The organism is Alteromonas sp. W364 (assembly GCF_031846205.1).
Lineage (GTDB): Bacteria > Pseudomonadota > Gammaproteobacteria > Enterobacterales > Alteromonadaceae > Glaciecola > Glaciecola blandensis.
This window is the reverse complement of record NZ_JAVRID010000003.1, coordinates 284,828-308,341: the sequence shown is the minus strand read 5'-3', so window position 1 is coordinate 308,341 and position 23,514 is coordinate 284,828. Positions and strand designations below refer to the sequence as shown.

Sequence of the window (23,514 nt, the reverse complement as noted above, 5' to 3'; positions counted from 1 at the left end):
CAGTGTTAGACCCTGCAATAGGGTCTAACACATCTAAAGGACTAATTGAGTAAAACTGGCTTCCCAAAGCCTAGCTTTTCTAGTCTTTCAAGCTGCGTAGCAGCATCACCGACTACCACCACATGCATCGCATCTGGGCGAACATGCGAATCTAGGACCGATTTAGCTTTTTCCAAATCCATTGCTTGAACAATTTCCATGTTTTTGCTTTTGGCATCATATGGCAAGTTAAAACGAGTGATTTCCTGAACCAAGCCCAGTTTGTCACCCAAAGTTTCGTTCTTCAGCGCTTGACCGCGAAGCAAGGCATCTTTCGTTTGAGCCAATTCTGCTTCAGTCATCTCTTCGCTATAGCGTCCTAAAATTTCATTGATTAAGCTTAAGCTTTCTAAGGTTACGTTAGTTCTTACTGACGTACCCACGCCAAATTGGCCTTGTTCAGCGTTACCAGAAGCGAAAGAACGAATACCATAAGTATACCCTTTGTTAACGCGAAGCTCGGTCATCAGCTTCGATGTATAAATACGACCTAGTGGGAAGTTAAGCGCTTCTAGCTTGGCAAAGTCATCATTTGTGACAGGCAATGCAGGACGGCTCATTTGCAGCACAGATTGCTTAGACTCTGGTACATCATAGAAATAGACTTTGGTCTTTTCGACAGCAGCCAACTTCGGCACAGCTAGCTTAGGTAATGCTTCTTTGGCTGGCCCTTCGAGAGAAGAGAACAGTTTCAGCGTTTTGCTTTCATCAAAGTCACCCACAATGTTTAATTTAGCCGACGAAATTGCATAGTACTTGGCGTGGAAAGCCTTCACATCGTCTAAGGTAATTGCATTAATTTGCGCTTCAGTGCCAGAACCAGCAATAGCAAGAGGTGTAGGCTCAGCATAGGTAATTTTCGCCATTTCACGAGCCGCGATGAAGTCAGGGTTAGCAAGCTGGGAAACCGCATTTTGACTATAGCTTTCTTGCATCAGTTTAAATTCGCTCTCATCAAAACGCGGTGCATTGATCATGTCTTGAAGCAGGGCAACAGTCTTATCAAGGTTTCGTGCTAATGTTTTACCGCGAATCAGCGTATATTGGCCTCTTGTTTGCGTACTTAAACTTGAGCCCAAAGCACCTAATGCTTTTTCAAACGCTGCAACATCTAAGTCGCCAGCGCCTTTGGTGAGCATATTCCCTGTGATTGAAGCAAGCCCTGGCTTATCGAGCGGTGAGCGCATTTTGCCCGCATCAAACTCTAAAGAAAATTCAATGAGTGGTACTTCGTCAGATTGAATACCGACCATTTGCAAACCGTTGCTGCCTTCGGCGTCCCAAATGGTAGGTGTTGGCAATACAAATGAATCACCAAAAGGCGGTTCAACACTGCGATCGAAAGACGATGCTGTAGGTTCAAAAACGCGAGCAGTCGGGTCATACGGCACGTCTTTTTCTGCGCCTTGAACCACAACTTCTTCTACTACCTTAGCAACTTGCGCACCTTCCAGAGCCAAGTCTGTTTGGCCTTTAGGGGTAAAGCTCGTGGAGATATAGTGCTTGTCTTTAATGTACTTCTTATAGACATTCATAACGTCTTCAGCAGATACAGCCTGAAGGTTTTTAATATCAGTCGTTAAAAAACCAGGGTCACCGGTAAAGATGTTGTATTCACCCATCGCGATGGCTTTGCCTAATGCGCTTTGGATACTGTCGAAAATACCCACTTCCGATTCGGTTTTGATGCGCGTTAAGGCTTCATCAGGAATACCGTCTTTTTCGAAGCGAGCGAACGCTTCCCATACCGCAGGAAGCAAATTGTCGATATCTTCGTTTGGTTTAGGGTTAATGAACAAATAAACCTCACCCGCCAGTTCTTTCGTGTAGTTAAAACCAGAAACACCGGTGGTTAATTGTTTTTCGTCGATTAGCACTTGATTCATTGGGGCTTCTTTGCCGTCAATTAAGTAAGACAATAGTACATTTAGGGCATAAGAATCTGGGTGATATTCTGGTACAGCAGGCCATGTTAAGGTCAGTTGTGGAAGTGTCGCAAAGTTGTCTTCATGCACGAAATGTTTAGTTTCACTCAGTGTGACAGCTTGCGCCTGGGTTTCAGGTGTCGGTTCCGCGCCACTAGGAATGTCACCAAAATACTTCTTGATAAGCGTTTTGGCTTCTTCAAGTTCAAAATCACCTGCCAAGGTTACCGTCACATTATCAGGACGGTACCATTGATTGAAAAAGGCTTTTGTATCTTCTAAAGTCGCGTTTTCTAAGTCTTCAAGCGAACCAATCACTTGGTGATGATACGGGTGTCCTTCAGGATAAATCGCTTTGCCAGTCACATATAAGTTGTGACCATAAGGGCGATTGTCGACGCGCTGACGTTTCTCGTTTTTCACTACCTGTTTTTCACGGTCGATAATGTTCTGATTCACCGTTTTGATAAAGTAACCTAGCTTGTCAGCTTCAGCCCAAATAACCTTTTCTAAGGCATCTTTTGGTACGGCTTGGAAGTACTGCGTCATATCGTTAGTCGTAAAGCCGTTTGTGCCCTCACCACCGATGCGCGTGTTCATTTCATCAAGACCACCATAACCTAAGTTTTCTGAGTCCATAAATAAGAGGTGTTCGAATAAGTGAGCGAAGCCGGTTTTACCGACTTTTTCCCTACCAGAGCCTACGTGAACAGCAAGGTTGATCGCCACTAATGGATCAGAACGGTCGATATGGAGTACAACTTCTAAACCATTGTCCAAGGTCATTTTTTCAAAATCTAAAGAGGGAAGAGCGGCTGATTCAGCCTGCTCAGGTGCTTTTTCTGCAAGCGGTTCGTTGGTGTTTTTACTGCATGAAACAACCGCGAAGAGAGAAATCCCGACAAGAAAAGGAAGTGTGAGTGATTTGCGCAAAGGGTACATTCTAAGGTCCTTTTAATTTAATTATGCAAACGGTAATGTAAAACGGGCGCGATGTCGACAATCGCGCCTCTTAAAAGTGTCACTGAATGTGTAAGCGTTTGTAAAAAAAGTTGGGGTCGGCCTAACCGCCGACGCTGATGTACTTACTAGCAGCCCATTTCGCTTGTCATTCCACCAAGACGACCTTCTACCGAGTATTCAATGTAACTAGGGAGAGAGGGCATTAAGTTCAAGCCTGTGCGGTTCTCAATCTCATTGATAGTCACTTCTTTCGCGCAGAAATTATCACGACGTCCGGAATCTTGTTCCATGATAAAACCAGATGCTTCAATCCAACCTGAACTACTAATCGTCATCACGACTTTAAAATAACCAGATGGCACGGTGTGGCGCTCATTGGCTCTCGGTAAGTTCGCAAAGAAATATTCATACAACGGGCCCGTCACAACGTAAACCGATTCTCCGGTTCTCACGTGGGCACGAACAGCGTTTTCAAGCTTCACCCAAGGCCCTTGGTTTAGGTTGGACGCTTGTGGAGTGATATTCGACAAGTAGTTTGTTTGTGACCAGTAAGGTGTATTGCTAAAACTTGCCAGTGGCACTTGGTGACCTCGGTCAGTTTTTATCACAGCGTTGGCATCTCGGTAATCCGTTGGTTCAAGCGTATAGCGATAGAACTAGAGTAAATAGTGTTTTCATAGTCATCCTGTTGAGTACGTTTATTGTTTTATTGTTGTACTAGCAGCACAGACGACGGCTTTTAGAAGCCAGTACCTGTACTATGGTGAAGGTGCTTTGTGACAATTTCATGACCAGTGTATTTGGGCTCTGTAAATTTTACCGATTTGTTTGTTTCTATGCCTATGTGAAGTTATAAAAAATCAATTAATTCAGGTGTTTATGGTTTGGCCCTGTATTTGCAATCTAGGTAGTAATAACAACAAACATTGCCAGAAACATCAGGTAAAACTAAGTTTCTGATGGGTATCATAAGAGGAAGTACACGATGGAATTTGAAGTCATTAACCAATTTTGGGAGTTGATCCACGAAAAAGTAGAGTCTTGGTTGGAAATGGGGATCAAGCACTTACCCAATATGGTAGTCGCCATCATCATAGTGATGGTTTTTGCCTTGATAGCGCGCATAGCATCACGCATCGTATCGAAGGTATTACACCGCGTGTTTGAATCCAAACAAATCGCCGATTTAATTACCGCTATTTTCAAAGTCATCGTGTTTATTGCCGGTTTGTTTATTGCACTCGAGTTCTTAGGCTTAACAGGCACGGTTACCTCATTACTTGCGGGTGCAGGTATCATCGGCCTCGCGATTGGTTTTGCGTTTCAGGACATGACAGAAAATTTGATTGCGGGCATAGCAATGGGTATACGAAAGCCTTTTCAAATTGATGACGTAATAGAAGCAAATGGTGTGTTTGGCACGGTAAAAGCGATTAACTTGCGCAATACGATTGTAGAAACCTTCTTTGGACAATTAGAAATTGTTCCCAATAAAATTCTTTTTAGGAATATCGTGACCAATTTCTCGACTCAAGGGAAACGCCGTGTTGAAGTGCCGGTGGGTATATCTTATGCCGATGATGTCCTTGAGGCTGAAAAGGTGATTATTGAAGCAATTAATCAGCAAGACTTTGTTATCGAGCATGAAGAAACCGCGGTATACGCTGAAAGTTTTGGAGATAGCAGCGTGAACCTACTTGTGTGGTTTTGGATTGACTATCCGGGCGAACCGGGCTTCATGCAAGCACGATCAGGTGCTGTGAATACAATTCATAAAGTATTGGCGAAAAATGATATTCTTATCCCATTCCCAATCCGTACCTTGGACTTCGGTGCGAAAGGCGGTGAAAAGCTAAACACCATGCTAACGAATCGCGAGGGCAGTGGCTCTGCCAACGCCTAGTTGGTGTAGTCCTGACCGTTACATGTTGGAAAGGGTAGCAAGCGTCGGCTTGCTATTTTTGATCTACACCATCAATCAGAAAGTAATACCAATAAAATTTAACACAGTAAGGGAATGCAGTTGATGAGTTAGGTGAAGTGATTGAAAATAGTCTACAATTACAAGCTAAAAATGAGCTCATCAGTCGTGCTCGAGAAAGGAAGTTGCGGTAGATTAAGTGTCTACCTGAACGCTGATTGCTAAACAAACATAAGCATAACGACATAATAATTAATGGAATATAAGTGAAATCGATTCTACTGATAGATGACGACAAGGACTTTACGGAAGTCGCTACCCACATTATTGAATACCTAGGCCATATCGTTTCTGTGGCGCACTCGGTGGAAGACGCTAATGAGTGGATCGATAACAATGATTTCGACCATGTTTTTATCGACTTTATGCTGCCAGACGGAAGTGGTTTGCACATTTATGACCATCTGTCGAAAACGAAAACACGTACGCCTAAATGTACCTTTATTACCGGCAATCCAAAGATCAAACAAGCGATAGGCTCCATCGCAGGACCTAGCGTCGACTACTTGATGAAGCCGATTGAGCGTGAAGACATCGAAAACGCGCTACAAAAAAAGACGGTCAAAAAAGCAGGTTCTTCGAATAATAAGAAGCTCAAAGCTGACAGTGTAAGTAAGGCAACAGCCCTACCTAAAATGCATTTTGGCTGTCTAATTGGTGAGTCGAGCGCGATGCAAACCTTATACACCATGATTGAGCGAGTCGCTCGAAGCTCCGCAAACGTCATGGTGATGGGCGAAAGTGGCGTAGGTAAAGAGCTTGTTGCACAAGCTGTTCACAATGCAAGTGACTGTGATGGCGACCTAATTGCTACCAATTGCGGCGGGTTATCGAAAGAGCTTATTGGTAGTGAATTGTTTGGACACGAAAAAGGCGCTTTTACCGGCGCTATTGGTCAGAAGAAAGGTGTATTCGAACGCGCTGAAAAAGGTACTTTGTTTTTAGATGAAGTGACCGAAATGCCCATTGATATGCAGCCTAATTTGTTACGCGTACTCGAAACTAAACGGGTTAGTAGAGTCGGTGGTACACAAGAAATTCCGATTGATTGCCGCGTTGTCAGCGCGACTAATCGCTCCATTGACGATATTGCCAAAGAGAATGTGCTTCGGGAAGATATTTACTTCCGCTTAGCTGTATTCCCTATCGATATTCCACCGTTACGTAAGCGTAAAGAAGATATTCCCCTATTAGTGACAAGCTTTTTGCATGAGCTAAACGCCGAACATAACGAAAGCTATGAGATCAGCGATGCACAATTAAAGCGCCTGCTCGACCATGATTGGCCAGGCAATGTGCGTGAGCTTCGCCACACACTTCACCGTGCATTCATTATGGGCGAACCAGGTGGTAAAACAATTGAGCTTCCCAGCACGTTTGCCTCACCTTTCTCACAGACGAGTACTGATGAGGGAAACGATGGCGGGCAACTGCAAGCAGGTAAAACTATCGAAGAAGTAGAGAAAGCGCTCATTTACGCAACCTTGGACGAGGTTGGCGGTAACAAAACAAATGCGGCTGAGATGCTTGGTATTTCAACGAAAACCCTATACAACCGCTTGCATGCCTATGGTGACGACGCATGAGTAAATATCAAAAGCAACTGCATGATATCCGCAAACCATTGAATACTATCAGCATGCAAGCTGAACTCATTCGTATGTTAAGCGAAAAATTAGCGTCGCAAGGGGATGATATCGAACGCTTAGACGCGTCTGCTTTGAAGATTATTGCTAGTGCAAAAGACTGCAGCCAGCAGCTACAAGACTTATTTGAAGAGATTGAAAATGACCAATCAAATCAACCTGACTGAGGGTAAAAGTACACGCTCTACTTGGGGATTCATTTTGTTTGTTTTCCTCTTACTCGTAGGGGTGAATAGCTACCTTAGCAGAACCACCATAAATGAACTGTCCGACTTGCAAACCGAAATCAGAAAGTCTTCAAGGATTGTGGGGCTGTTACAGCAATTGCATGTTCAAGTGTTAAGAGTAGAGTCTGGTCAGCGCGGGTTTCTGCTCAGTGAAGACCCAATGTACTTAAAGCAACACCAACAATCGATCAGTGAAATTGATCAATTGGTTGAGCGTTTTGCAGGCATTGAATCTTCTGATGAATCCCAACAATTGCTGATGCGAGAGTTGCTTCATACGGTTGAAATTAAATTAGCTGAAATACAAAAGGTGATAAGTCAGGTCAAGGAGACCGAGTTGACTCAAGCCCTAAAGGTATATGAATCAGAAAAAGGTCAGCAACTGTATAGCCAAGTACATCAAATGATCCAACAGCTTAAAGAGAATGAGCAATCAATCTCGGATGCTCAAATTGCCGAGCTTGAAAAAGTCACCCAAGAGTCAGAGAGAAACCTAATTATTTCTTTTTCGACAACCATGATCCTGGTATGTGGCCTGTTTTTGCTAGTACGCATCAACTTGAGAACGCAGCAAGTGAGACAAGAAGAAATTGAGCTACAAAATGAGAAACTTCAAACTGCGGTAGAGGAAAGAACGAACGAGTTATCACTCTACTCGGAGGAACTCACGCGGAGTAACCGAGAGCTGGAAGACTTTGCTTTTGTCGCCTCCCACGATTTACAAGAGCCGCTCAGAAAAATCATGGCCTTTGGCGACCGTCTTGAGTCCCAGGCAGATGCGCTGAATGACAAGCAACTCGACTATTTACAACGAATGCGCGGTGCAGCAGCAAGAATGAGCAAGCTCATCAGCGACCTGCTTGAATTCTCAAGAGTCAACACGAAAGGCAGAGAGTTTCAAGAGGTCGATTTAAACATTGTGGTCGCCGAAACCTTGGATGATCTAAATGTACTAATTGAGGAATCGGGTGTTTCCTTAACTATTGCTGAGCTGCCCACGATGACTGCTGACGCGCCTCAAATGCAACAACTGTTTTTCAATTTGATTGCGAATGCGGTTAAGTTTTCTGAGCAAAATGAATCACCTAGTGTAGAGGTGCGCGTAAATTCAGTGCCGCAACCTGAACAGCTTGAGCTGGAAGGACTTTCTAACTGGTATTGTTTTGAAATAATCGATAACGGTATTGGTTTTGATCAAGAACATGCGGAAAAAATATTCGCGCCATTCCAGCGCTTGCACTCACGATCGGAATATAAAGGGACAGGGATAGGATTAGCTATTTGCAGACGCATTGTTGAGCGGCATAATGGCATCATTACAGCAAGCGGTGAAAGTGGCAGGGGAGCAACCTTTTCAGTCACCTTACCCGCAAGCAATTATTTAAATAGTATTAAACAAAGCTAAGGAAGCGTGGTATGTCGATGAGTACAAAAATAGATGAACCCACCGTTATTCTTATGGCTGATGACGATGAAGACGATCGTTTGTTAGCAAAAGACGCAATGGAAGCTGCAGGCTCAAAATACAGTTGTTTTACCGTTGCTGACGGCCAAGAGCTATTGGATTACCTGCGTTGTGAGGGGGCGTTCACTGGCAAAGCGCCAGCCGAGCTTCCTAGCGTGATTCTGTTGGACTTAAATATGCCGGTCATGGATGGCAGAGAAACACTCAAGCAACTTAAGGCTGATAAGACTCTCGCGACCATCCCAGTCGTTATTCTTTCTACTAGCGCCGAAGTTGAAGATATTAATGATGGTTATGGCTTAGGCGCCTCTTCCTACATGATTAAACCGACGGAATTTTCCAGCATGGTCACTATGATGAAGCAGTTTAACGACTATTGGTTCGATTGCGCCTCAGTACCGATGATGGTTAGACACTAGTCTCAACCGACAATGAATAGCATCAAGCCTGTTTTAATAATTGATGATGATGAAGATGACTGTTTGCTCATTGAAGATCGCCTGCGCGATATTTTTGGTGATGATTGCTCATTTGTTGTTTGCTACGAAAAATCAGAGGCGATTCAATATTTAAAAGAGCGCACATTTTATTTATGCATTCTTGACTATCGCCTAGCGGGCTATGAAGGAATTGAGGTCTTAGAGGCGGTTTCTAAAGCAGAGTTAGCCACCCCAATTATCATGCTGACTGGGCAAGATGACAGTGTGGTAGCTGAAAACGCGATCAAGCAAGGGGCGCAAGATTTCGTAATGAAGTCTGCAATTGATGATGATGTTTTCGAAAAGTCAGTGCAATATGCAGTAACACGGAAAGCCCTCGAATTCGCTCGAACCTTGGGTAAAAAAACAGAAGCAGAAAATGTGGCCAAGGATAAATTTATTGCCCATTTGAGCCATGAGCTTCGTACACCGTTAACCTCCATCTTAGGCTATACATCCTTGCTTTTGGATAACGCAAAGGCAAGCGACTTTCATCAAGAACTCGGCATTATCTCTAATAACGGTAAGCATTTGCTTAACCTATTGAACGATGTACTGGATCTCTCGAAGATCGCGGCCAACAAGTTTGAGCTGAAAGAGGAGAGGGTTAACCTAGAGCAAACCTTAATTGAGTTGAATTCATTGGTTTCGATGAATGCGATAGAGAAAGGGCTGAATTTGCGTTTTGTCTGCGAAACGACTTTGCCAAAAGACTTAATAATAGATGATGTTCGTTTTCGTCAGGTGCTCCTCAATTTGCTTAGCAATGCGATCAAGTTTACAGACACAGGTGAAGTCATAGCGACTTTTGCTTATCAAGAGGGTCCGGAGGCCGCACTCAAAATTGCTGTTAAAGACACCGGCATAGGCATGTCACCAGAACAGGTGAAAACAATCTTTTCTCCTTTTACCCAATTGGAAGATGTTGCAAATCGAAAGGCCGGTGGGGCTGGCTTAGGTTTGTCTATTTCGTCAGAGATAGTCAAGCACATGGGCGGCCACTTTCAGGTGGTGTCTGCATTAGGCAAAGGCTCTGAATTCACCCTAACATTGCCCTGCAAAGGGCTAGAGCGTGACCACGAACTCGTTCAATTCAATTTGGAACAAGACGCTAGTATAGTCAAAAAACAACCTGCACCCGCATTGCACGGCAAAGTGTTAGTGGTTGATGACGTACTTGAGATACGCCAATTAGCGGGCTATTTTATTAAAGACACCGGTGTAGAAGTAGAATATGCGAGCAATGGCCAAGAAGCGATTGAGAAGGTTTCACAGGCAGCCTCGCAAGGCTCTCCGTTTCAGATTGTTTTCATGGACTTACACATGCCAATCATGACTGGCAGCGAAGCCAGTGACAAGCTGAAAGCAGATTATCAAGAACTGAACATTGTTGCGATGACTGCCGCGATTAACAAGGGTATGGAGCACGAGTTACTCGCTGCTGGCTTTGACAAGCTAATCGCTAAACCATTGAATAAAAAATTATTATGGCGCTTGTTGAGTGAATTGCTAATGCGGGCGGAAAAACCTCAATCATCGGAGTCAACGCTGACAGTGGTGCATGTTGTCGAAGACGATGCGGATAATGCCATGATTATGCAAATGATGCTTGAGCAACTCTCGTGTAATGTGCTCATTAGCACCAATGCGCAAAGTGCCATCGATACAGTACGCTCAAATAGTAATATTCAGCATCATATTCTCGATTTGGGGCTACCAGATTTGGCTGGCGAAGCGTTTTTGGCTGCTTTCTTTGCTCAACCAGTGTCAGGTGCTGTGAGCATTCTCAGTGGCAATCAGCCAGACCCCTCTTTAAGTCAGTCCTTTCCCATCACAAAGCAACTTGTTAAGCCAATCAACAAAGATGAATTAGCGTCACTCCTTAGCTAAGCATTCGCTAGCGTTGTACCTCATATATATTGGGTAAAAACTACCTAAACTCTGTAAGTCTTACACCATGATGTTTATTTTTACGCTAATCATTTAGATAAAAGCTATATAAACCAATGCTTTAAATCTTGGTATGAACTTGGCATTAACGCAAGTGAAGTAAGATACTTTTACGATACACAAGGAGAAAAATATGAAACGCATATTATTACCAGCTGCATTAGTAACTGCTTTATTTTCAACAAGCGCAATTGCCGCGAACAAGTGGGAAAAAGAATCAATGGATGCTTGGATTGATGGGAAAGCGGAAGCGACCATTTTATTCAACGGCAATTTAGATTCATTCGACATTAACACTGACGTTCAAGACGGCATTGTGACGCTAAGCGGTAGTGTCGATAATAAAATTGAGCGTGAGTTAGCCGAGGAGCTAATTTTAGGTATCGATGGCGTGAGTGATGTGGAAAACCGTTTAACGGTGATCAACAAAGATATGAAAGATGACAGCGAAATCGCCAACAATTTTAAAGACGCAAAAATTAGCACTGTCATCACGAGCCGTTTGTTATTTGAATCGGAAGTGAGTGGCACAGCGATCGACGTTGATGTAGATGATAGAGTCGTTACGTTGAACGGTGAATTAAGTTCCGAAGCAGAGCGCGATTTAGCCATCACGATTGCTGAAAATACGGCGGACGTGAAGTCGGTGAAAGACAATATCAAAATTGATGCCGAATAAATCGAATCAAAAGTGAATACTTACTTTTAATTAAATGTATAAAGGGCCTGCCTTTGAGGAGAAGGCCCTTTTTTATTCTTTTAAAAATCCAAGGGAGGCCAAGATGGCAGAACTTATTAACCAACGTTTCGACGAGCGAATTGCAGCAATTTATGACGAAGAAACGAACGCGCACCGAGCGAAAAAGAAGCTAAGAGAGGAATTAAATTTGAATCCTCAAGTGCTACACGTAATAGGACCTAAAGAAAGAAAAACAGCCGAGAAACTCGAAGGAAGAAGCGCGCCGATTGGCAAGCAAATGCTGTCAGCTCACTTCTTGTATGCCATTGCTAGCTTTTTGCTGGGTATGTTGATTGCCTTACTGCTAGTTGAGTTTGGTCCTTCGTTATTTGCCAATAATCCCTTATTTACATTTATGGCATTTGTCAGCCCAGGTATTTTTATTGGTGTCTTCGTCGGTGGCCTCCGCAGCCTGAAGCCTGAAAGAGATAGAATTAACCAGGCAACAATAGAAGCGAAGGGTGAAAACAAATGGACCTTAGTGGTAGATACCGAAAAAGCACAGGCATCAAAAGACGACATAATAGAGACAATTAAGCAAACTCTCTAAAACTAACGGCCGTGTTTACTGACTTATTACTATATCAATCAAGCGATTTAACACCCTGCTTCTCTCATAGTCGCTATCAATTGAATTTGCTGCTGTATAAACCTGTTCCTGCAGCTCTTGTGAGATCTCATTTTCATCGATAATTTGAAGCAGAAGGGAAGCAAGTTCGTAATCTGAATGAATTTCATTTTGTGCGAGCTTTACTAAATCGACCAAGTGGCGTTCGTGGTTTGATGATTTAGCAAGAGCAGTCATAGCCTCACGCATTTGATAATCACTTTGAATGCTATTCAAGCTGTTTAGCATAGCATCGGTAGATTCACTCGCGACCGTCATATTGGCCACTTGCTTGACAAATACGTCACTGAGTAAGCTATCAGACTCGATCGTTTGGGCAAGATTAAAAAACGTTTTTTGGACTGAGTGTGTGCCGAGCTGTTCGCTTGGCAGATTGCCCAACAATGAACTGAGGCTAGCGTCAGATTCGATTGTTTTAGCTGGTTGTAAAACGGCATTTACATCAATTTCCGATGTCGCGCTGTCTACTGCGGCTTGCAAAATGGCACTAAGAGTCGCGTCAGACTCGATCGTACTGCTGAGACTAATCAATGCGGATATTTCGCTACTTTCAAGCTTTATTGTTTGTATGGTTTCCAACAAATAAGCACCTTTACTAGAGTCACTTTCAATGAGCGCTATTTCGTTGATTAACGCAACTGCCCCATTAGCCTGATAGATACGCTGAATACGTTCAGTTTTATTTATGCCAGTTTCACGAAGAATTCTTGGTACCTGAGATGCAAACCATAGTTGGGCGTCACTGTTATAAGCGCTGACCTTCCCGTTGACTCGATATTCGTATTCGACCTTCCCCGAAACGTTCTCTATTTGGAGTCGGCGCTTTTGCCCTAATACTAAATCTCCAATAACTAAGCTAATAGATTCTGGGAGTACTTCAATATCGGTTTCATCATCATTAAAGCTTAGCGCATTGCGAGATGCTTTATTTGGTGCTTTCAACTCAAAGAAAAAATCATCATCGTAGATCATGTGTCTGTGCCCAATATGGATTGAGCAGGCCGATAGCATTGCTATGAAGATAACTAATAAAACGTTTCTGAAATGATGATGCATGATTCCCTATCCTGTTTATGCTTCCAGTGCTTGCTTAACCTTATTGTTGTAAACATAACGATAAATGCAAACGAGTGCTAACACTTATTTGTTTCAAGTTGTTTTATTCGGTTTTTGCTCTACCCCGTCATTACCTCGAAGGAGCGAATCCCGATTTTAGGTTACCGCCTTCGCGGCAATGACTAGTCCATGATATTTCTTCCTCCCCACCTTCGTGGGGATGACGGTAAAAATGGCGTTACTAGAAATGGAGACTAAGGTAGATCCCCACTTTCGTGGGGATGACGGGTTTGCGGGGATGACGAGCTTGTGGGGATGACGTTGACGTGGGGATGACGAGGTTGTTGGGATGGCTAGTCCGCGTTACCGTTTTGCAATTATCCAGACCGCATGCACGACGCCGGGTATATAACCTAAAATTGTCAGTAAGATGTTTAAAAAGAACTGACCTGTTAGGCCGACTTGCAAAAACACGCCAATCGGTGGCAGTAATACAGATAATAAAACACGTATAAAGTCCATGATATTTCCTCTTGTTAGTTTAGAAGTTCTTGTTCTTTCTCTAAATTAGTAATCGATTTTAATATTCTCGCCAACTTCACCCGACTTGATGGTAGCGCCAGTAGCAAGTTTGATCAGCCCGCGTAATGTTGGGTCAATTGACCATATTTCTGCGCAATCTAATTCAAAGCGCAGCATCACCAAACTGGGATCTTGCTTGCCTTCTTCAAACCAGGCTTCTACTTGTTTGCTCCAGTATTTATCAACGAGATCGTCGTCGGACTCATGAACTAAATGGCCACTGAAGCTGGCGAACATATCGTGATTTTTGCTGGAAAACGTGATTGTTGCCTTCCCACCTTCTGCTACGCGATTGTCCTTAGATGTATAAAACCAGAAAGCGTTATCTGCGTTTCTATCTAACAACGCTCTCATCGGTTCGGGATGTTCAGCATTTTTATTTAATCCAACCATCACGTATGGGCTATCCGAAATTGCTCCCCACATTTGTTCTACTAATTTGCTAGTCATATTTCCTCCAGTTTCGCATTTGAATGAATTGCGTTTAAAAATTTAACTACTTGGTTTTATTTCACTATGAGATTTCAGCACTTTGTCGCCGTCACTTTGTTCTATTAAATAGGCCGGATCATCTTCGCTAGCGTTACGAGTAACCTCGCTTCCTTTTAAGGTTTTGCTGACCTTGTCGGTAAATTTCTCTCGAATATATCCCTCTGCGGTGCCATTTCCCCAATCCCATGTCACCAGTGTGTTGGTCTGAAAATGTTTCATTGCCGTTCCTCCTTATGCATCCATTTCTTGCTGGTATTCTTTCGCTAGCTTTGTTTTTTCTTCGTCACTGAGTGTTTTACCCGCTTGCTGGAAGAACTCTTGCTCTTCTTCGGCTAAATGATGCTCAATTTTATCTGCTAGCTTTTTAAAGCCAGCTAACCACTGAGGAGTAGACATGTCAGTGTTATCAAGCTCTGCGACTAACTTATCCATTTGATGGTGCTCTGCAACACCATGGCGTGACATTTTGATTGTTGAATCTGCTTGCATAAGAGGCGCATAAAAGTGCCTTTCTTCTGCTTTTGCGTGCAAGGCTAACTCTTTTTTCAACTGCTGATAGTAGGTCTGACGAACCTCTGAATCACCTTGTGTATCTAGCAGTAATTTCACTAAAGCACGCTGTTTATCATGGTCCTTTCTTAAGGCTTCAAAAATCTTCATATACTTCTCCTAATCCTTCTCTAATATGCTGTTGCGACAATTGCATTCGCTAACTTTCGAAATGCGGCAACATTCGCACCTCGTTCATAATCTATAATGTCACTATCGGAATCTTTGCCTTCTTGAACGCATTGCTCATGGATATTTTTCATTGCTGCCTTGAGCTCTTCTTCTAGAGTTTGCTCAGATTGATAGCGCATAGCAGCGTTCTGCTGCATTTCAAAGCCGGATAAAATAACCCCGCCGGCATTCGCTGCTTTACCAGGCACGAACGTGATCTTATGCTGCTTAAAATACTGAACAGCCTTTTGTGTGCATGGCATGTTGGCTCCTTCAACGACGAATAGAGCACCATGATTTACAATGTCTTTTGCTTCTTGTTCGTCAACTTCGTTTTGAGTAGCGCAGGGCATCGCGATAGTGCTGTCGATGCACCAAGGGCTTTGGTCTTTAATAAATTCAGCTTCGCTCTCATCAGCCAATGCCGACAATGCGTTTTCTGCGTTTTGCCCTTCGGTCAAAAGCCAGCGAATATCAGATGCAGAGATACCTTTTTCATTTAATAAAAAGCCTCGGCTATTCGACAGTGTTTTCACCTTTGCCTTTTTCTCAATTGCTTTTAGGGCCGCGTGCAAACCAACATTACCTGCGCCAGAAATACAAATAGTTTGATCTTCTAAAGCGTTCGAGTGACTCTGCAATACTTCTTCTGTAAAGAAAATGACACCAGAGCCGGTTGCTTGAACGCGATACTCGCTCCCGCCTAGCTGAATTGGCTTGCCTGACAACACGCCGTCAAAAGACTTTTGATTCTTCAAATATTCACCGAACATATAGCCAAGCTCGGTGTCCGACACGTTAATGTCACCGGCAGGCACGTCGCTATTAGCACCGATATAGGGTTGCAATGCGCGCATGTAAGCTTTGCAAAATCGTCTAATTTCACTCTTTGATGCAGTTTTTGGATCGAAGTCAGCACCGCCTTTACCCGCACCTAAAGCGAGTCCGGTGAGCGCGTTCTTAAAGCTTTGCTCATATGCTAAAAATTTGAGCACAGACGTGTTAACACTTGGATGGAAACGAGTACCCCCTTTGTAGGGCCCCAATATGTTGCTGTGTTGAACACGGTAACCCTGATTTACTCTACAAGTACCAGTGTCGTCTTCCCATTCAACCTTGAACTGAAGCACTCTGTCGGGCGTAATTAAACGCTGCAAGACATTATGCTTTTTATAGTCTTCATTGGCATTCACGATAGGAACAATGTGTTGAAAGCTTTCTTCTAAAGCTTGGCGGTATTCCACTTCATGTTGAGTATGTTGACCAAGCCAAGATAAGGTATCTGTGTGTAGAGACATGTGTACTCCGAAATTAGTCATTAACGGAGGTGTTTCAATATACATGCCATTCGTTTTATTTTTCTATCGTTATGATTTTATTGGTAAAAATAATATATTGAAAATAATCAGGCGGGTGTTTTGGTAAGAAGTACAGAACCTATGAAATTTTTACATAGGCTCTTTTAGTCAATATCGCTGATACCTAATTTACGCAGACGCTGGTTAATTGCAGTCAAATCAAGCTCGCAGTGTAATTGACTTTGATGGCTGAACAACTTTTTAAGTGCCATGGCCTGAGTCTTAATAGGAGCAATTAAATGCTCTGGATTTTCACTCGCTTCAATTAAGGCGTGAAAAGTGTCTAGTAGATGACAAACAACCGCCGGGCGTTGCACTGCCGATTGCCTAATTTGTGTGAAGGCATTGGCAAAAATCTCTGCAAATGATTCGTCACAAGTGACTAGTCTTGCATTATCATCGGTATCGAGCATTAAATTGGAAGGTAAATTGCTCACAGTGAATGTGCCTAATGCACAAGCAATTTTATCAATACAGTTTTTTGCAGTATGCGGGTCATCCATGCTTGGTGAGAGTGCTCGCAAGGCGATTTCAACCAGTTGACTTATCGCATATTCTGGATCTTGCAGTGGCGTGCGTTTGTCACCTATCTCCAAAAAGCGCGACTGTGTGTATTCTTCCAAGTTAATGTCTGGGTCGTTAGTATATAAAGTCGCTATTGACGCTCCATTGATGAGATATTTTCCTGCCCTTGAATTCAGCTCAATAAAGCCCTTAGACTTTTTGGCGAGCTGCACCAATGCACCATATTCAATAGCTTGAACATAGCCGGGTAGCGATGCGCGAATCTGGTACTTTTCAGAGTATTCGCTCAAAGTTGGTTTGGCTTCATTCGACCCTAGTTTGTAGGCCATATTGTTATTTGCTTGGCTACTGTCATGGTGTTGTTGGAGGGCCTTCATATCTGCCATGAGTGATTTAGCAATCGTTTCCACAACGTTATCCGCTTGAATCGAGCTGGCCACATGATGGATAAAGAAAATGAGGGTGACAACACATAAAATGGCACTGATAAACACCACTGCAACCGGATAGCCTAAGTAGGCTTCTGTACTGTGAGCCTGCTCGAATAATTGCTTGTTTTGTGTATTTAACTTGGTGTAAACAATCACACTGTAGACGAATGTAGAGGTAAATAAGCCAAGCGTGAACTGGGTTTTCTTACTTTCCATAAAGCTTCGAATAATGCGGGGGCCAAATTGACCGGATGCCATGACGAGCGCAACCAAGGTCATAGAGAATGCAATACTGATCACGGATATTGTCGATGACGCGACTAAGTTGCTCATTCCTTGACTGGCAGTAACATCATTAATCTTTAGCAGATTGAGTATCCTGAGGTCTGTAGAGGAAAACGGGCTGAGGAGTAAACCAAAAAATATCGCAACAAAAACCATCATAAGAGGAGCGAACCAAAAACTTCCGCTCACCTGAATGGCGGTTTTCTTTAGTTTCACGCTCAACTTCTTGGGGCCTGTCACAATTGATTCAAAAAAACTCATGCTTTTTCCTTAAAAAGCCCCAGTGATAGCATCCCTGGGGCGCTTGTTACTTTTTCAAAATCAAATCACTTTATTGTTTTGCAATTTCAGTGACGACCTTATCGGTTTTTGCCATTGCTTGATATGTTTTACGTATTTCTTCAGCTTTACCGCTGCTTGAAGCTGGAATAATCAGGCGCGTCGTTTCGCCATCGAGCTTAATTTCAATCTCATGTTTTACCCCTTCAATCGTCATGGCAAGGGTCTCACTTGGTTTTTTAACCTTAAACATTTTTTCGAGGTTTTTGTCCTCTAGTAACACTTTGTCTGGCGTATCAACGTCAACTTTTATCTCGTCTTTAGTTGAAGCCATCGCTACTGAAGTGTAGCCAAAAAATGTACAGATTACTGCTACTGATAGTAACTGTGTTGCTGTTCTCATCGTTTTCTTAATGTTTTTCATGATATCTCCTAAGGGTGAGGACTAGTAATAAATAGCCCTATTCTCAGCTAAGCCATAAAACTGAGTGACTGCTAACAAAAATGCCGCTACGTTCAGGCAGCGGCATTGACTTTGTGTACTCGCTTTTTAGATTTAGCAGTCTTTATCTTTTGCGTCTGTTGCTTCTTTTGCGTCTTCACACGCATCTTCCACTGCGTTACCTGCATCCTCAACAATTTCGTCTATATTCTCGCCCGCTTCTTCTGCTGGGCCTTCTGAACATGCGCTTAAGCCCATGGCGAAGAAAATTGCTAATGCTGCAGTGCCAAATTTTTTCATTGAGTTTGTCATAATGATTCCTTTTTTTAATGTGTTGATAAATTGAATGACCTTAGTCTAGCTAGACTTGAGGCTTCTTACCTTTCAAAGCTCCTGCGACCAATGAAATGACTAAGAGTACGATAAATACAAAGAATAGAATTTTTGCTATTCCTGTCGCAGCTCCTGCAATACCCGTAAATCCAAATAGTGCCGCGATAATTGCGATAATAAAAAATGTAATTGCCCAACTTAACATGGCTTTCTCCTTTTTTGATTGTCACTGCAAAGATGCTGAACACATCAATGCGACTCCTGATTTCGGTGATTGTTACTCTTGAGTTTGCACAATAGATGCCAATAGATAAGGCATTGAAAATGTTAGATTATATTTTTTTAGTTAAGCTTTCGTGCAGCGAACATGGAAATTTTTACACACTTAAGTGGAACATCTTACTCAATAGTAAATAATGCTGGGTTTTTGCTTAACTAAAGCTTTACACTAATAGCAGATGAATCAGATGTCTTACTGATTAAAGTGAGATGAAAACCTAAGAGAACACACCATGCATGAAATAAAGTGCCCGCACTGTCAAAAGGCGTTTAAGGTTGATGAAACTTCCTATGCTGACATCCTCAAGCAAGTGAGGGATGAAGAGTTCGAGCATCAGTTACATGAGCGCTTGGCGCTAGCAGAAAAAGACAAAGTGAACGCCTTAGAGCTGGCTAAGAGCCAGGCGAGTAGCGAAATACAGAAAAACACCGCTGCTAAAGAGTCTGAAATACAGGCATTGAAAGCCGAGCTAGGTAATGTAGAAGTCAGCAAAAAGCTCGCGGTCAGTGAAGCGCTTGAGTCTATTAAAAAAGAGCGTGATGCACTTGCGAATAATCTTGAGCAGGCAAAACGAGATAAAGAAGCGGCGTTAGAACTGGCGAACCTGAAGTTGCAAAGTGAGTTGAAAGAAGTCCTTTCTACCAAAGATAAAGAAATCGACAACTTACGTACTCAACTTAACTCCATTCAATTGGAGCAAAAAGTCGCTATTACGACCGCTGTTAGCCAGGTTGAGAAAGAACGTGACGAGCTTAAAAGTGGTTTACAGCATGCTGCCTTAGAGAAGCAGTTAGCAGAAAAGTCGCTTACTGATAAATATGAAACACAAATAAAAGACCGAGATGAAGCTATTGAACGTCTTAAGGATATGAAGGCGCGCTTGTCGACGAAAATGGTAGGTGAGTCCCTCGAAATCCATTGTGAAACGGAGTTTAATCGAATCCGCTCAACCGCATTCCCTCGTGCTTATTTTGAGAAAGACAACGACGCAAGCTCTGGTAGTAAAGGAGACTATATTTTTCGTGACTCAGACGAAGAAGGCACTGAAATTGTTTCTGTCATGTTTGAAATGAAAAACGAAAGCGATACTACAGCGACGAAGAAAAAGAACGAAGATTTCTTCAAAGAGTTGGATAAGGACAGAAATGAGAAGGGATGCGAGTATGCTATTTTGGTTTCATTATTGGAGCCAGAAAATGACCTTTACAATACAGGTATTGTCGACGTATTCCATCGCTATCCTAAGATGTATGTGGTTCGCCCTCAGTTCTTCATTCCAATTATTACGCTTCTTCGAAATGCAGCAATGAAATCCTTGGAATACAAGAAGGAGCTTGCCTTAGTGCGCGAACAAAGCGTTGATATTACAAACTTCGAGGAAGACTTAGAAAAATTTAAGTCGGCCTTTGCAAAAAACTATGAGCTGGCGAACAGAAAATTTCAAACCGCCATTGATGAAATTGATAAATCGATTAATCATTTGCAAAAAACCAAAGACGCGCTACTGAGCACAGATAGAAACTTGCGCTTGGCGAATGATAAGTCGCAAGATGTGACTATCAAGAAGCTGACGCGTCGCAACCCTACGATGGCTGCTAAGTTTGCTGAAATTGAGGATGGCGAAACCAAGGACAAGGGATAGATAACGTTGACTTATAGATACGGCACCCAGCATTATTGCTTGCCGTATCTAATGGCCACAATCTAATTGCTCTAAGCTCGGCGTGAGCTTTTTATAATCACAAGGTTAGACTTTACCAATCTCAGTCGCTTCAGGGACTTCAACTAACTTTCCGGTTTTGCAATCATAAATATAGCCATACACTGGAATGTTATTGGGGACCAAATTACTTGAACGTATGCGCTGAACATCTTCAACTACGCTTTTTGCATTGTCCTTAAATGTGAGCCAGTTAATATATTTACCGTCAGTGCTGCCACCTTCGGTTTGTTGATTGCGCCAGCCGTTTTCATCTACCGTAGCTGTCGCTAAGCTGTCTTCTAATAAATCACCCATGATATTGCTATCAAACAACTCCATGCCGCAATCGGTATGGTGAATCACAAACCATTCGTTTGTACCTAAAAGTTTATGTGAAATGACTAAGGAACGGATAGCATCGTCGCTGGCTCGCCCTCCAGCATTTCTTATTACATGCGCATCACCTTCAGCCAAGCCAGCATATTTGGCTGGATCAAGACGCGCATCCATGCATGTTAAAATGGCAAAACCTCTTGCTGGTGGTAATGCTAAGTCTGCTTTGTCACCGAAGTTTTCAGCATATTCTGCATTTGCAGCTAAGACTTCTGATTTAATTGTGCTCATATATAGGTACTCGTTTTTGAAAGTAAGTACCTGAGTATAGAGCGTGGTTGATTGTTAGCGCTATTAAATAAAAAGAGCGATTTGTTATTTCAAAGTTATTATGGTTATAGCGGCAATATGTGACACCAACCTTCATTACTGCTCAGGCTTGAACCAATGTTGCGTGCGGTTAGCAAACCAAACGAGTGAAAGCATCACCGGTACTTCTACTAATACACCGACAACGGTGGCAAGAGCGGCACCCGAATGTAGACCGAATAGTGAAATTGCAACGGCAACGGCGAGTTCAAAGAAATTTGATGTTCCTATCATACAAGCAGGAGCTGCAACGTTATGAGGTAACTTCAATCGCTTGGCCAACCAATAAGCAATCGCAAATATTCCGTACGTTTGAATGAGTAAAGGAATTGCGATTAAAACGATTGCTTCAGGTTTCGATAAAATCGTATCAGCTTGAAAGCCAAATAAAAGTGTGACGGTTGCCAATAAGCCAAGTATCGACCACGGTTTCATTATCGCAAGAAATGAATCGACTCTGGACAGGTCGCCCTTCTTGTCCAATTTTTTACGCGTAATCGCGCCGGCTAATAACGGAACTAAAACGTACAAAACTACCGACAACACTAAGGTGTCCCAAGGCACGGTGATATCAGTTACGCCAAGTAATAAGCCAGCAATGGGGGCAAAGGCAAATATCATGATGATGTCGTTTATCGACACTTGCACCAAGGTATAGTTTGCATCTCCTTTCGTCATTTGGCTCCACACAAAAACCATGGCAGTGCAGGGGGCAACACCCAGCAAAATCATCCCCGCGATATACTCGGTTGCGGTTTCAGGATCGACCCAATCTGCAAATAATACCTTGAAGAACAACCAGCCAAGAAAGGCCATGGTGAAAGGCTTGATCATCCAATTTATCACTAAAGTGAGTGCAAGGCCTTTCGGTTTTTTACCCACGTCTTTAAGTGATGAGAAGTCTATCTGCACCATCATAGGATAAATCATCAGCCAGATAAGTACGGCAATCACAATGTTTACATGCGCAAATTCGAGCTCTGAGACGACAGTAAAAAAACCTGGCATGAAGCTCCCTGCAACAATACCAACAATGATGGCGAGACCAACCCAGACCGACAAATACCTTTCAAATAAACCCATAGCTATGCCTTAAATTGATTTTTGATTAACGCGTTGGCTGACTTGTTCGGCAGTTTCAACACGCTCTGAATAACGATCCACAAAGTGGTCCTTATTATCTCGAAGAAGAAGTGTGAATTTCATCAACTCTTCCATTACATCGACTATGCGATTGTAATAAGGAGAGGGTTTCATTCGACCATCATCGTCAAATTCTAAAAATGCTTTTGCGACTGAAGACTGATTTGGAATAGTGACCATTCTCATCCATCGTCCCAAAATTCGCATTTGATTAACCGCATTGAATGACTGAGACCCGCCGCACACTTGCATGATAGCCAGTGTTTTCCCTTGTGTAGGACGCACGCCACCCATATTCAAAGGTACCCAGTCAATCTGGCTTTTGAAGATACCGGTCATAGAGCCATGACGCTCGGGCGAGCACCATACTTGTCCTTCTGACCACATCATTAACTCATGCAACTCTTTTACTTTTGGGTGAGAGCCGTCGTTAGTATCTGGTTGTGGAAGACCTTCGGGGTTAAAAATGCGCGTCTCTGCTCCAAAAGCATTTAATAGGCGAGCACTTTCTTCAATCACCAAACGGCTAAATGAACGCGCTCGCAATGAGCCATATAGCAACAGTATCTTAGGTTTGTGCGCTGTCGTGTTTATTTGCATCTTGTCAGGAGCAGGCACCTCAAGCATGGCTTGATCCAGGTTTGGCATGTTCCAGTTTTCTATTGCCATTAGTGCGCTCCTAGTTCAGCCAGCGCTCGTTTAAGAGACACTCTATCTAGGCCTTGTTCAGCAATAACTTTTAACTTCGTCACTCGGGATGATATTTCTTCAATACAGGATAAAAAGGCGGCTTCAAGTTGAGCATCATCCCCGTCTATTTTTGAAGGATCGCTTAGCCCCCAATGCACCTTTAGGCTAGCACCGAAATAAACCGGACATGTTTCACCTGCGGCAGAATCACAGACGGTAATCACAATATCCGGCTGAAAATCTTCAAAATCATCCCATGATTGGCTATGTAAACCTTCAATAGAATGCCCGGTTTTAACAAGGTATTTCAGTGATAAAGGGTGAACCACGCCAGCAGGTTGACTTCCTGCACTTTTCGCTTCGATTACATCACCAGCAAGTTGATTGCTGATTGCTTCAGACAAAATACTTCTGCAGCGATTGTGAGTACAAATATAAAGAATTTTCATTTG

General features: G+C 42.9%; 24 protein-coding genes and 1 pseudogene. 9 read left to right on the top strand and 16 right to left on the bottom strand.

Features of this window, described 5'->3' with window-relative positions; all coding sequences use genetic code 11:
* Positions 1-41 precede the first annotated feature (41 nt).
* Together RM556_RS06730 and RM556_RS06725 are read right to left on the bottom strand one after the other, a co-directional pair.
* Positions 42-2,906 (bottom strand): pitrilysin family protein, encoded by a 2,865-nt coding sequence (locus tag RM556_RS06730; protein WP_311374210.1) that lies wholly within the window; start codon positions 2,904-2,906, stop codon positions 42-44.
* A 146-nt stretch (positions 2,907-3,052) separates the two neighbouring features.
* A pseudogene (locus RM556_RS06725) lies at positions 3,053-3,577 on the bottom strand (DNA/RNA non-specific endonuclease); the annotation flags it as partial.
* Positions 3,578-3,912: 335 nt separating this feature from the next.
* Here RM556_RS06725 and RM556_RS06720 point away from each other — a divergent pair.
* The 8 genes from RM556_RS06720 to RM556_RS06685 all read left to right on the top strand — a co-directional run bounded on the left by RM556_RS06720 (position 3,913) and on the right by RM556_RS06685 (position 11,964).
* On the top strand, positions 3,913-4,830 hold the full coding sequence (locus tag RM556_RS06720; protein WP_311374209.1) for a mechanosensitive ion channel: 918 nt from the start codon (positions 3,913-3,915) through the stop codon (positions 4,828-4,830).
* Positions 4,831-5,114: 284 nt separating this feature from the next.
* A complete protein-coding gene (locus tag RM556_RS06715; RefSeq protein WP_311374208.1) occupies positions 5,115-6,494 on the top strand; it encodes a sigma-54 dependent transcriptional regulator in 1,380 nt (459 codons plus the stop codon).
* Positions 6,491-6,721 (top strand): histidine kinase dimerization/phospho-acceptor domain-containing protein, encoded by a 231-nt coding sequence (locus RM556_RS06710; protein WP_311374207.1) that lies wholly within the window; start codon positions 6,491-6,493, stop codon positions 6,719-6,721. Before RM556_RS06715 ends, RM556_RS06710 begins: the two co-directional genes overlap by 4 nt.
* A complete protein-coding gene (locus RM556_RS06705; protein WP_311374206.1) occupies positions 6,696-8,186 on the top strand; it encodes an ATP-binding protein in 1,491 nt (496 codons plus the stop codon). Before RM556_RS06710 ends, RM556_RS06705 begins: the two co-directional genes overlap by 26 nt.
* 17 nt (positions 8,187-8,203) lie before the next feature.
* Positions 8,204-8,665 (top strand): response regulator, encoded by a 462-nt coding sequence (locus RM556_RS06700; RefSeq protein WP_311374286.1) that lies wholly within the window; start codon positions 8,204-8,206, stop codon positions 8,663-8,665.
* 12 nt (positions 8,666-8,677) lie between these two features.
* On the top strand, positions 8,678-10,615 hold the full coding sequence (locus RM556_RS06695) for a response regulator (protein WP_311374205.1): 1,938 nt from the start codon (positions 8,678-8,680) through the stop codon (positions 10,613-10,615).
* A gap of 193 nt (positions 10,616-10,808) precedes the next feature.
* A complete protein-coding gene (locus RM556_RS06690; protein ID WP_311374204.1) occupies positions 10,809-11,354 on the top strand; it encodes a BON domain-containing protein in 546 nt (181 codons plus the stop codon).
* 103 nt (positions 11,355-11,457) lie between these two features.
* On the top strand, positions 11,458-11,964 hold the full coding sequence (locus RM556_RS06685; protein ID WP_311374203.1) for a hypothetical protein: 507 nt from the start codon (positions 11,458-11,460) through the stop codon (positions 11,962-11,964).
* A gap of 15 nt (positions 11,965-11,979) precedes the next feature.
* Here the strand turns inward: RM556_RS06685 and RM556_RS06680 are convergent, their stop codons facing one another.
* The 10 genes from RM556_RS06680 to RM556_RS06635 form a co-directional block, all read right to left on the bottom strand.
* On the bottom strand, positions 11,980-13,098 hold the full coding sequence (locus tag RM556_RS06680; RefSeq protein WP_311374202.1) for a hypothetical protein: 1,119 nt from the start codon (positions 13,096-13,098) through the stop codon (positions 11,980-11,982).
* Between the two features lie 363 nt (positions 13,099-13,461).
* A complete protein-coding gene (locus RM556_RS06675; protein WP_311360807.1) occupies positions 13,462-13,620 on the bottom strand; it encodes a YqaE/Pmp3 family membrane protein in 159 nt (52 codons plus the stop codon).
* A gap of 45 nt (positions 13,621-13,665) precedes the next feature.
* The gene (locus tag RM556_RS06670; protein WP_311374201.1) at positions 13,666-14,130 is read right to left on the bottom strand and encodes a pyridoxamine 5'-phosphate oxidase family protein; all 465 of its coding nucleotides are present in this window, start codon (positions 14,128-14,130) and stop codon (positions 13,666-13,668) included.
* 42 nt (positions 14,131-14,172) lie between these two features.
* A complete protein-coding gene (locus RM556_RS06665; RefSeq protein WP_311360809.1) occupies positions 14,173-14,391 on the bottom strand; it encodes a DUF2945 domain-containing protein in 219 nt (72 codons plus the stop codon).
* Positions 14,392-14,403: 12 nt separating this feature from the next.
* Complete coding sequence (locus RM556_RS06660; RefSeq protein ID WP_311360810.1) at positions 14,404-14,832, bottom strand: hemerythrin domain-containing protein; 429 nt, start codon at positions 14,830-14,832, stop codon at positions 14,404-14,406.
* 20 nt (positions 14,833-14,852) lie between these two features.
* A complete protein-coding gene (gdhA, locus tag RM556_RS06655) occupies positions 14,853-16,190 on the bottom strand; it encodes an NADP-specific glutamate dehydrogenase (RefSeq protein ID WP_311374200.1) in 1,338 nt (445 codons plus the stop codon).
* A gap of 164 nt (positions 16,191-16,354) precedes the next feature.
* A complete protein-coding gene (locus tag RM556_RS06650; protein WP_311360812.1) occupies positions 16,355-17,752 on the bottom strand; it encodes a DUF2254 domain-containing protein in 1,398 nt (465 codons plus the stop codon).
* A 70-nt stretch (positions 17,753-17,822) separates the two neighbouring features.
* On the bottom strand, positions 17,823-18,194 hold the full coding sequence (locus RM556_RS06645; protein WP_311374199.1) for a hypothetical protein: 372 nt from the start codon (positions 18,192-18,194) through the stop codon (positions 17,823-17,825).
* Between the two features lie 132 nt (positions 18,195-18,326).
* On the bottom strand, positions 18,327-18,524 hold the full coding sequence (locus RM556_RS06640; RefSeq protein WP_409220060.1) for a hypothetical protein: 198 nt from the start codon (positions 18,522-18,524) through the stop codon (positions 18,327-18,329).
* Between the two features lie 49 nt (positions 18,525-18,573).
* Complete coding sequence (locus tag RM556_RS06635) at positions 18,574-18,750, bottom strand: DUF1328 domain-containing protein (protein ID WP_311360814.1); 177 nt, start codon at positions 18,748-18,750, stop codon at positions 18,574-18,576.
* A 307-nt stretch (positions 18,751-19,057) separates the two neighbouring features.
* Between RM556_RS06635 and RM556_RS06630 the strand changes: the two genes are divergently transcribed.
* A complete protein-coding gene (locus tag RM556_RS06630) occupies positions 19,058-20,467 on the top strand; it encodes a DUF2130 domain-containing protein (protein WP_311374198.1) in 1,410 nt (469 codons plus the stop codon).
* Positions 20,468-20,572: 105 nt separating this feature from the next.
* Here the strand turns inward: RM556_RS06630 and RM556_RS06625 are convergent, their stop codons facing one another.
* The 4 genes from RM556_RS06625 to RM556_RS06610 all read right to left on the bottom strand — a co-directional run bounded on the left by RM556_RS06625 (position 20,573) and on the right by RM556_RS06610 (position 23,511).
* On the bottom strand, positions 20,573-21,151 hold the full coding sequence (locus tag RM556_RS06625; RefSeq protein ID WP_311360816.1) for a carbonic anhydrase: 579 nt from the start codon (positions 21,149-21,151) through the stop codon (positions 20,573-20,575).
* 135 nt (positions 21,152-21,286) lie between these two features.
* Positions 21,287-22,312, bottom strand: coding sequence for an ACR3 family arsenite efflux transporter (gene arsB, locus RM556_RS06620; protein WP_311374197.1), 1,026 nt, complete (start codon positions 22,310-22,312; stop codon positions 21,287-21,289).
* 9 nt (positions 22,313-22,321) lie between these two features.
* Complete coding sequence (gene arsH, locus RM556_RS06615) at positions 22,322-23,020, bottom strand: arsenical resistance protein ArsH (RefSeq protein ID WP_311361337.1); 699 nt, start codon at positions 23,018-23,020, stop codon at positions 22,322-22,324.
* Positions 23,021-23,040: 20 nt separating this feature from the next.
* Positions 23,041-23,511 (bottom strand): arsenate reductase ArsC, encoded by a 471-nt coding sequence (locus RM556_RS06610; RefSeq protein WP_311374196.1) that lies wholly within the window; start codon positions 23,509-23,511, stop codon positions 23,041-23,043.
* Positions 23,512-23,514: the final 3 nt, after the last annotated feature.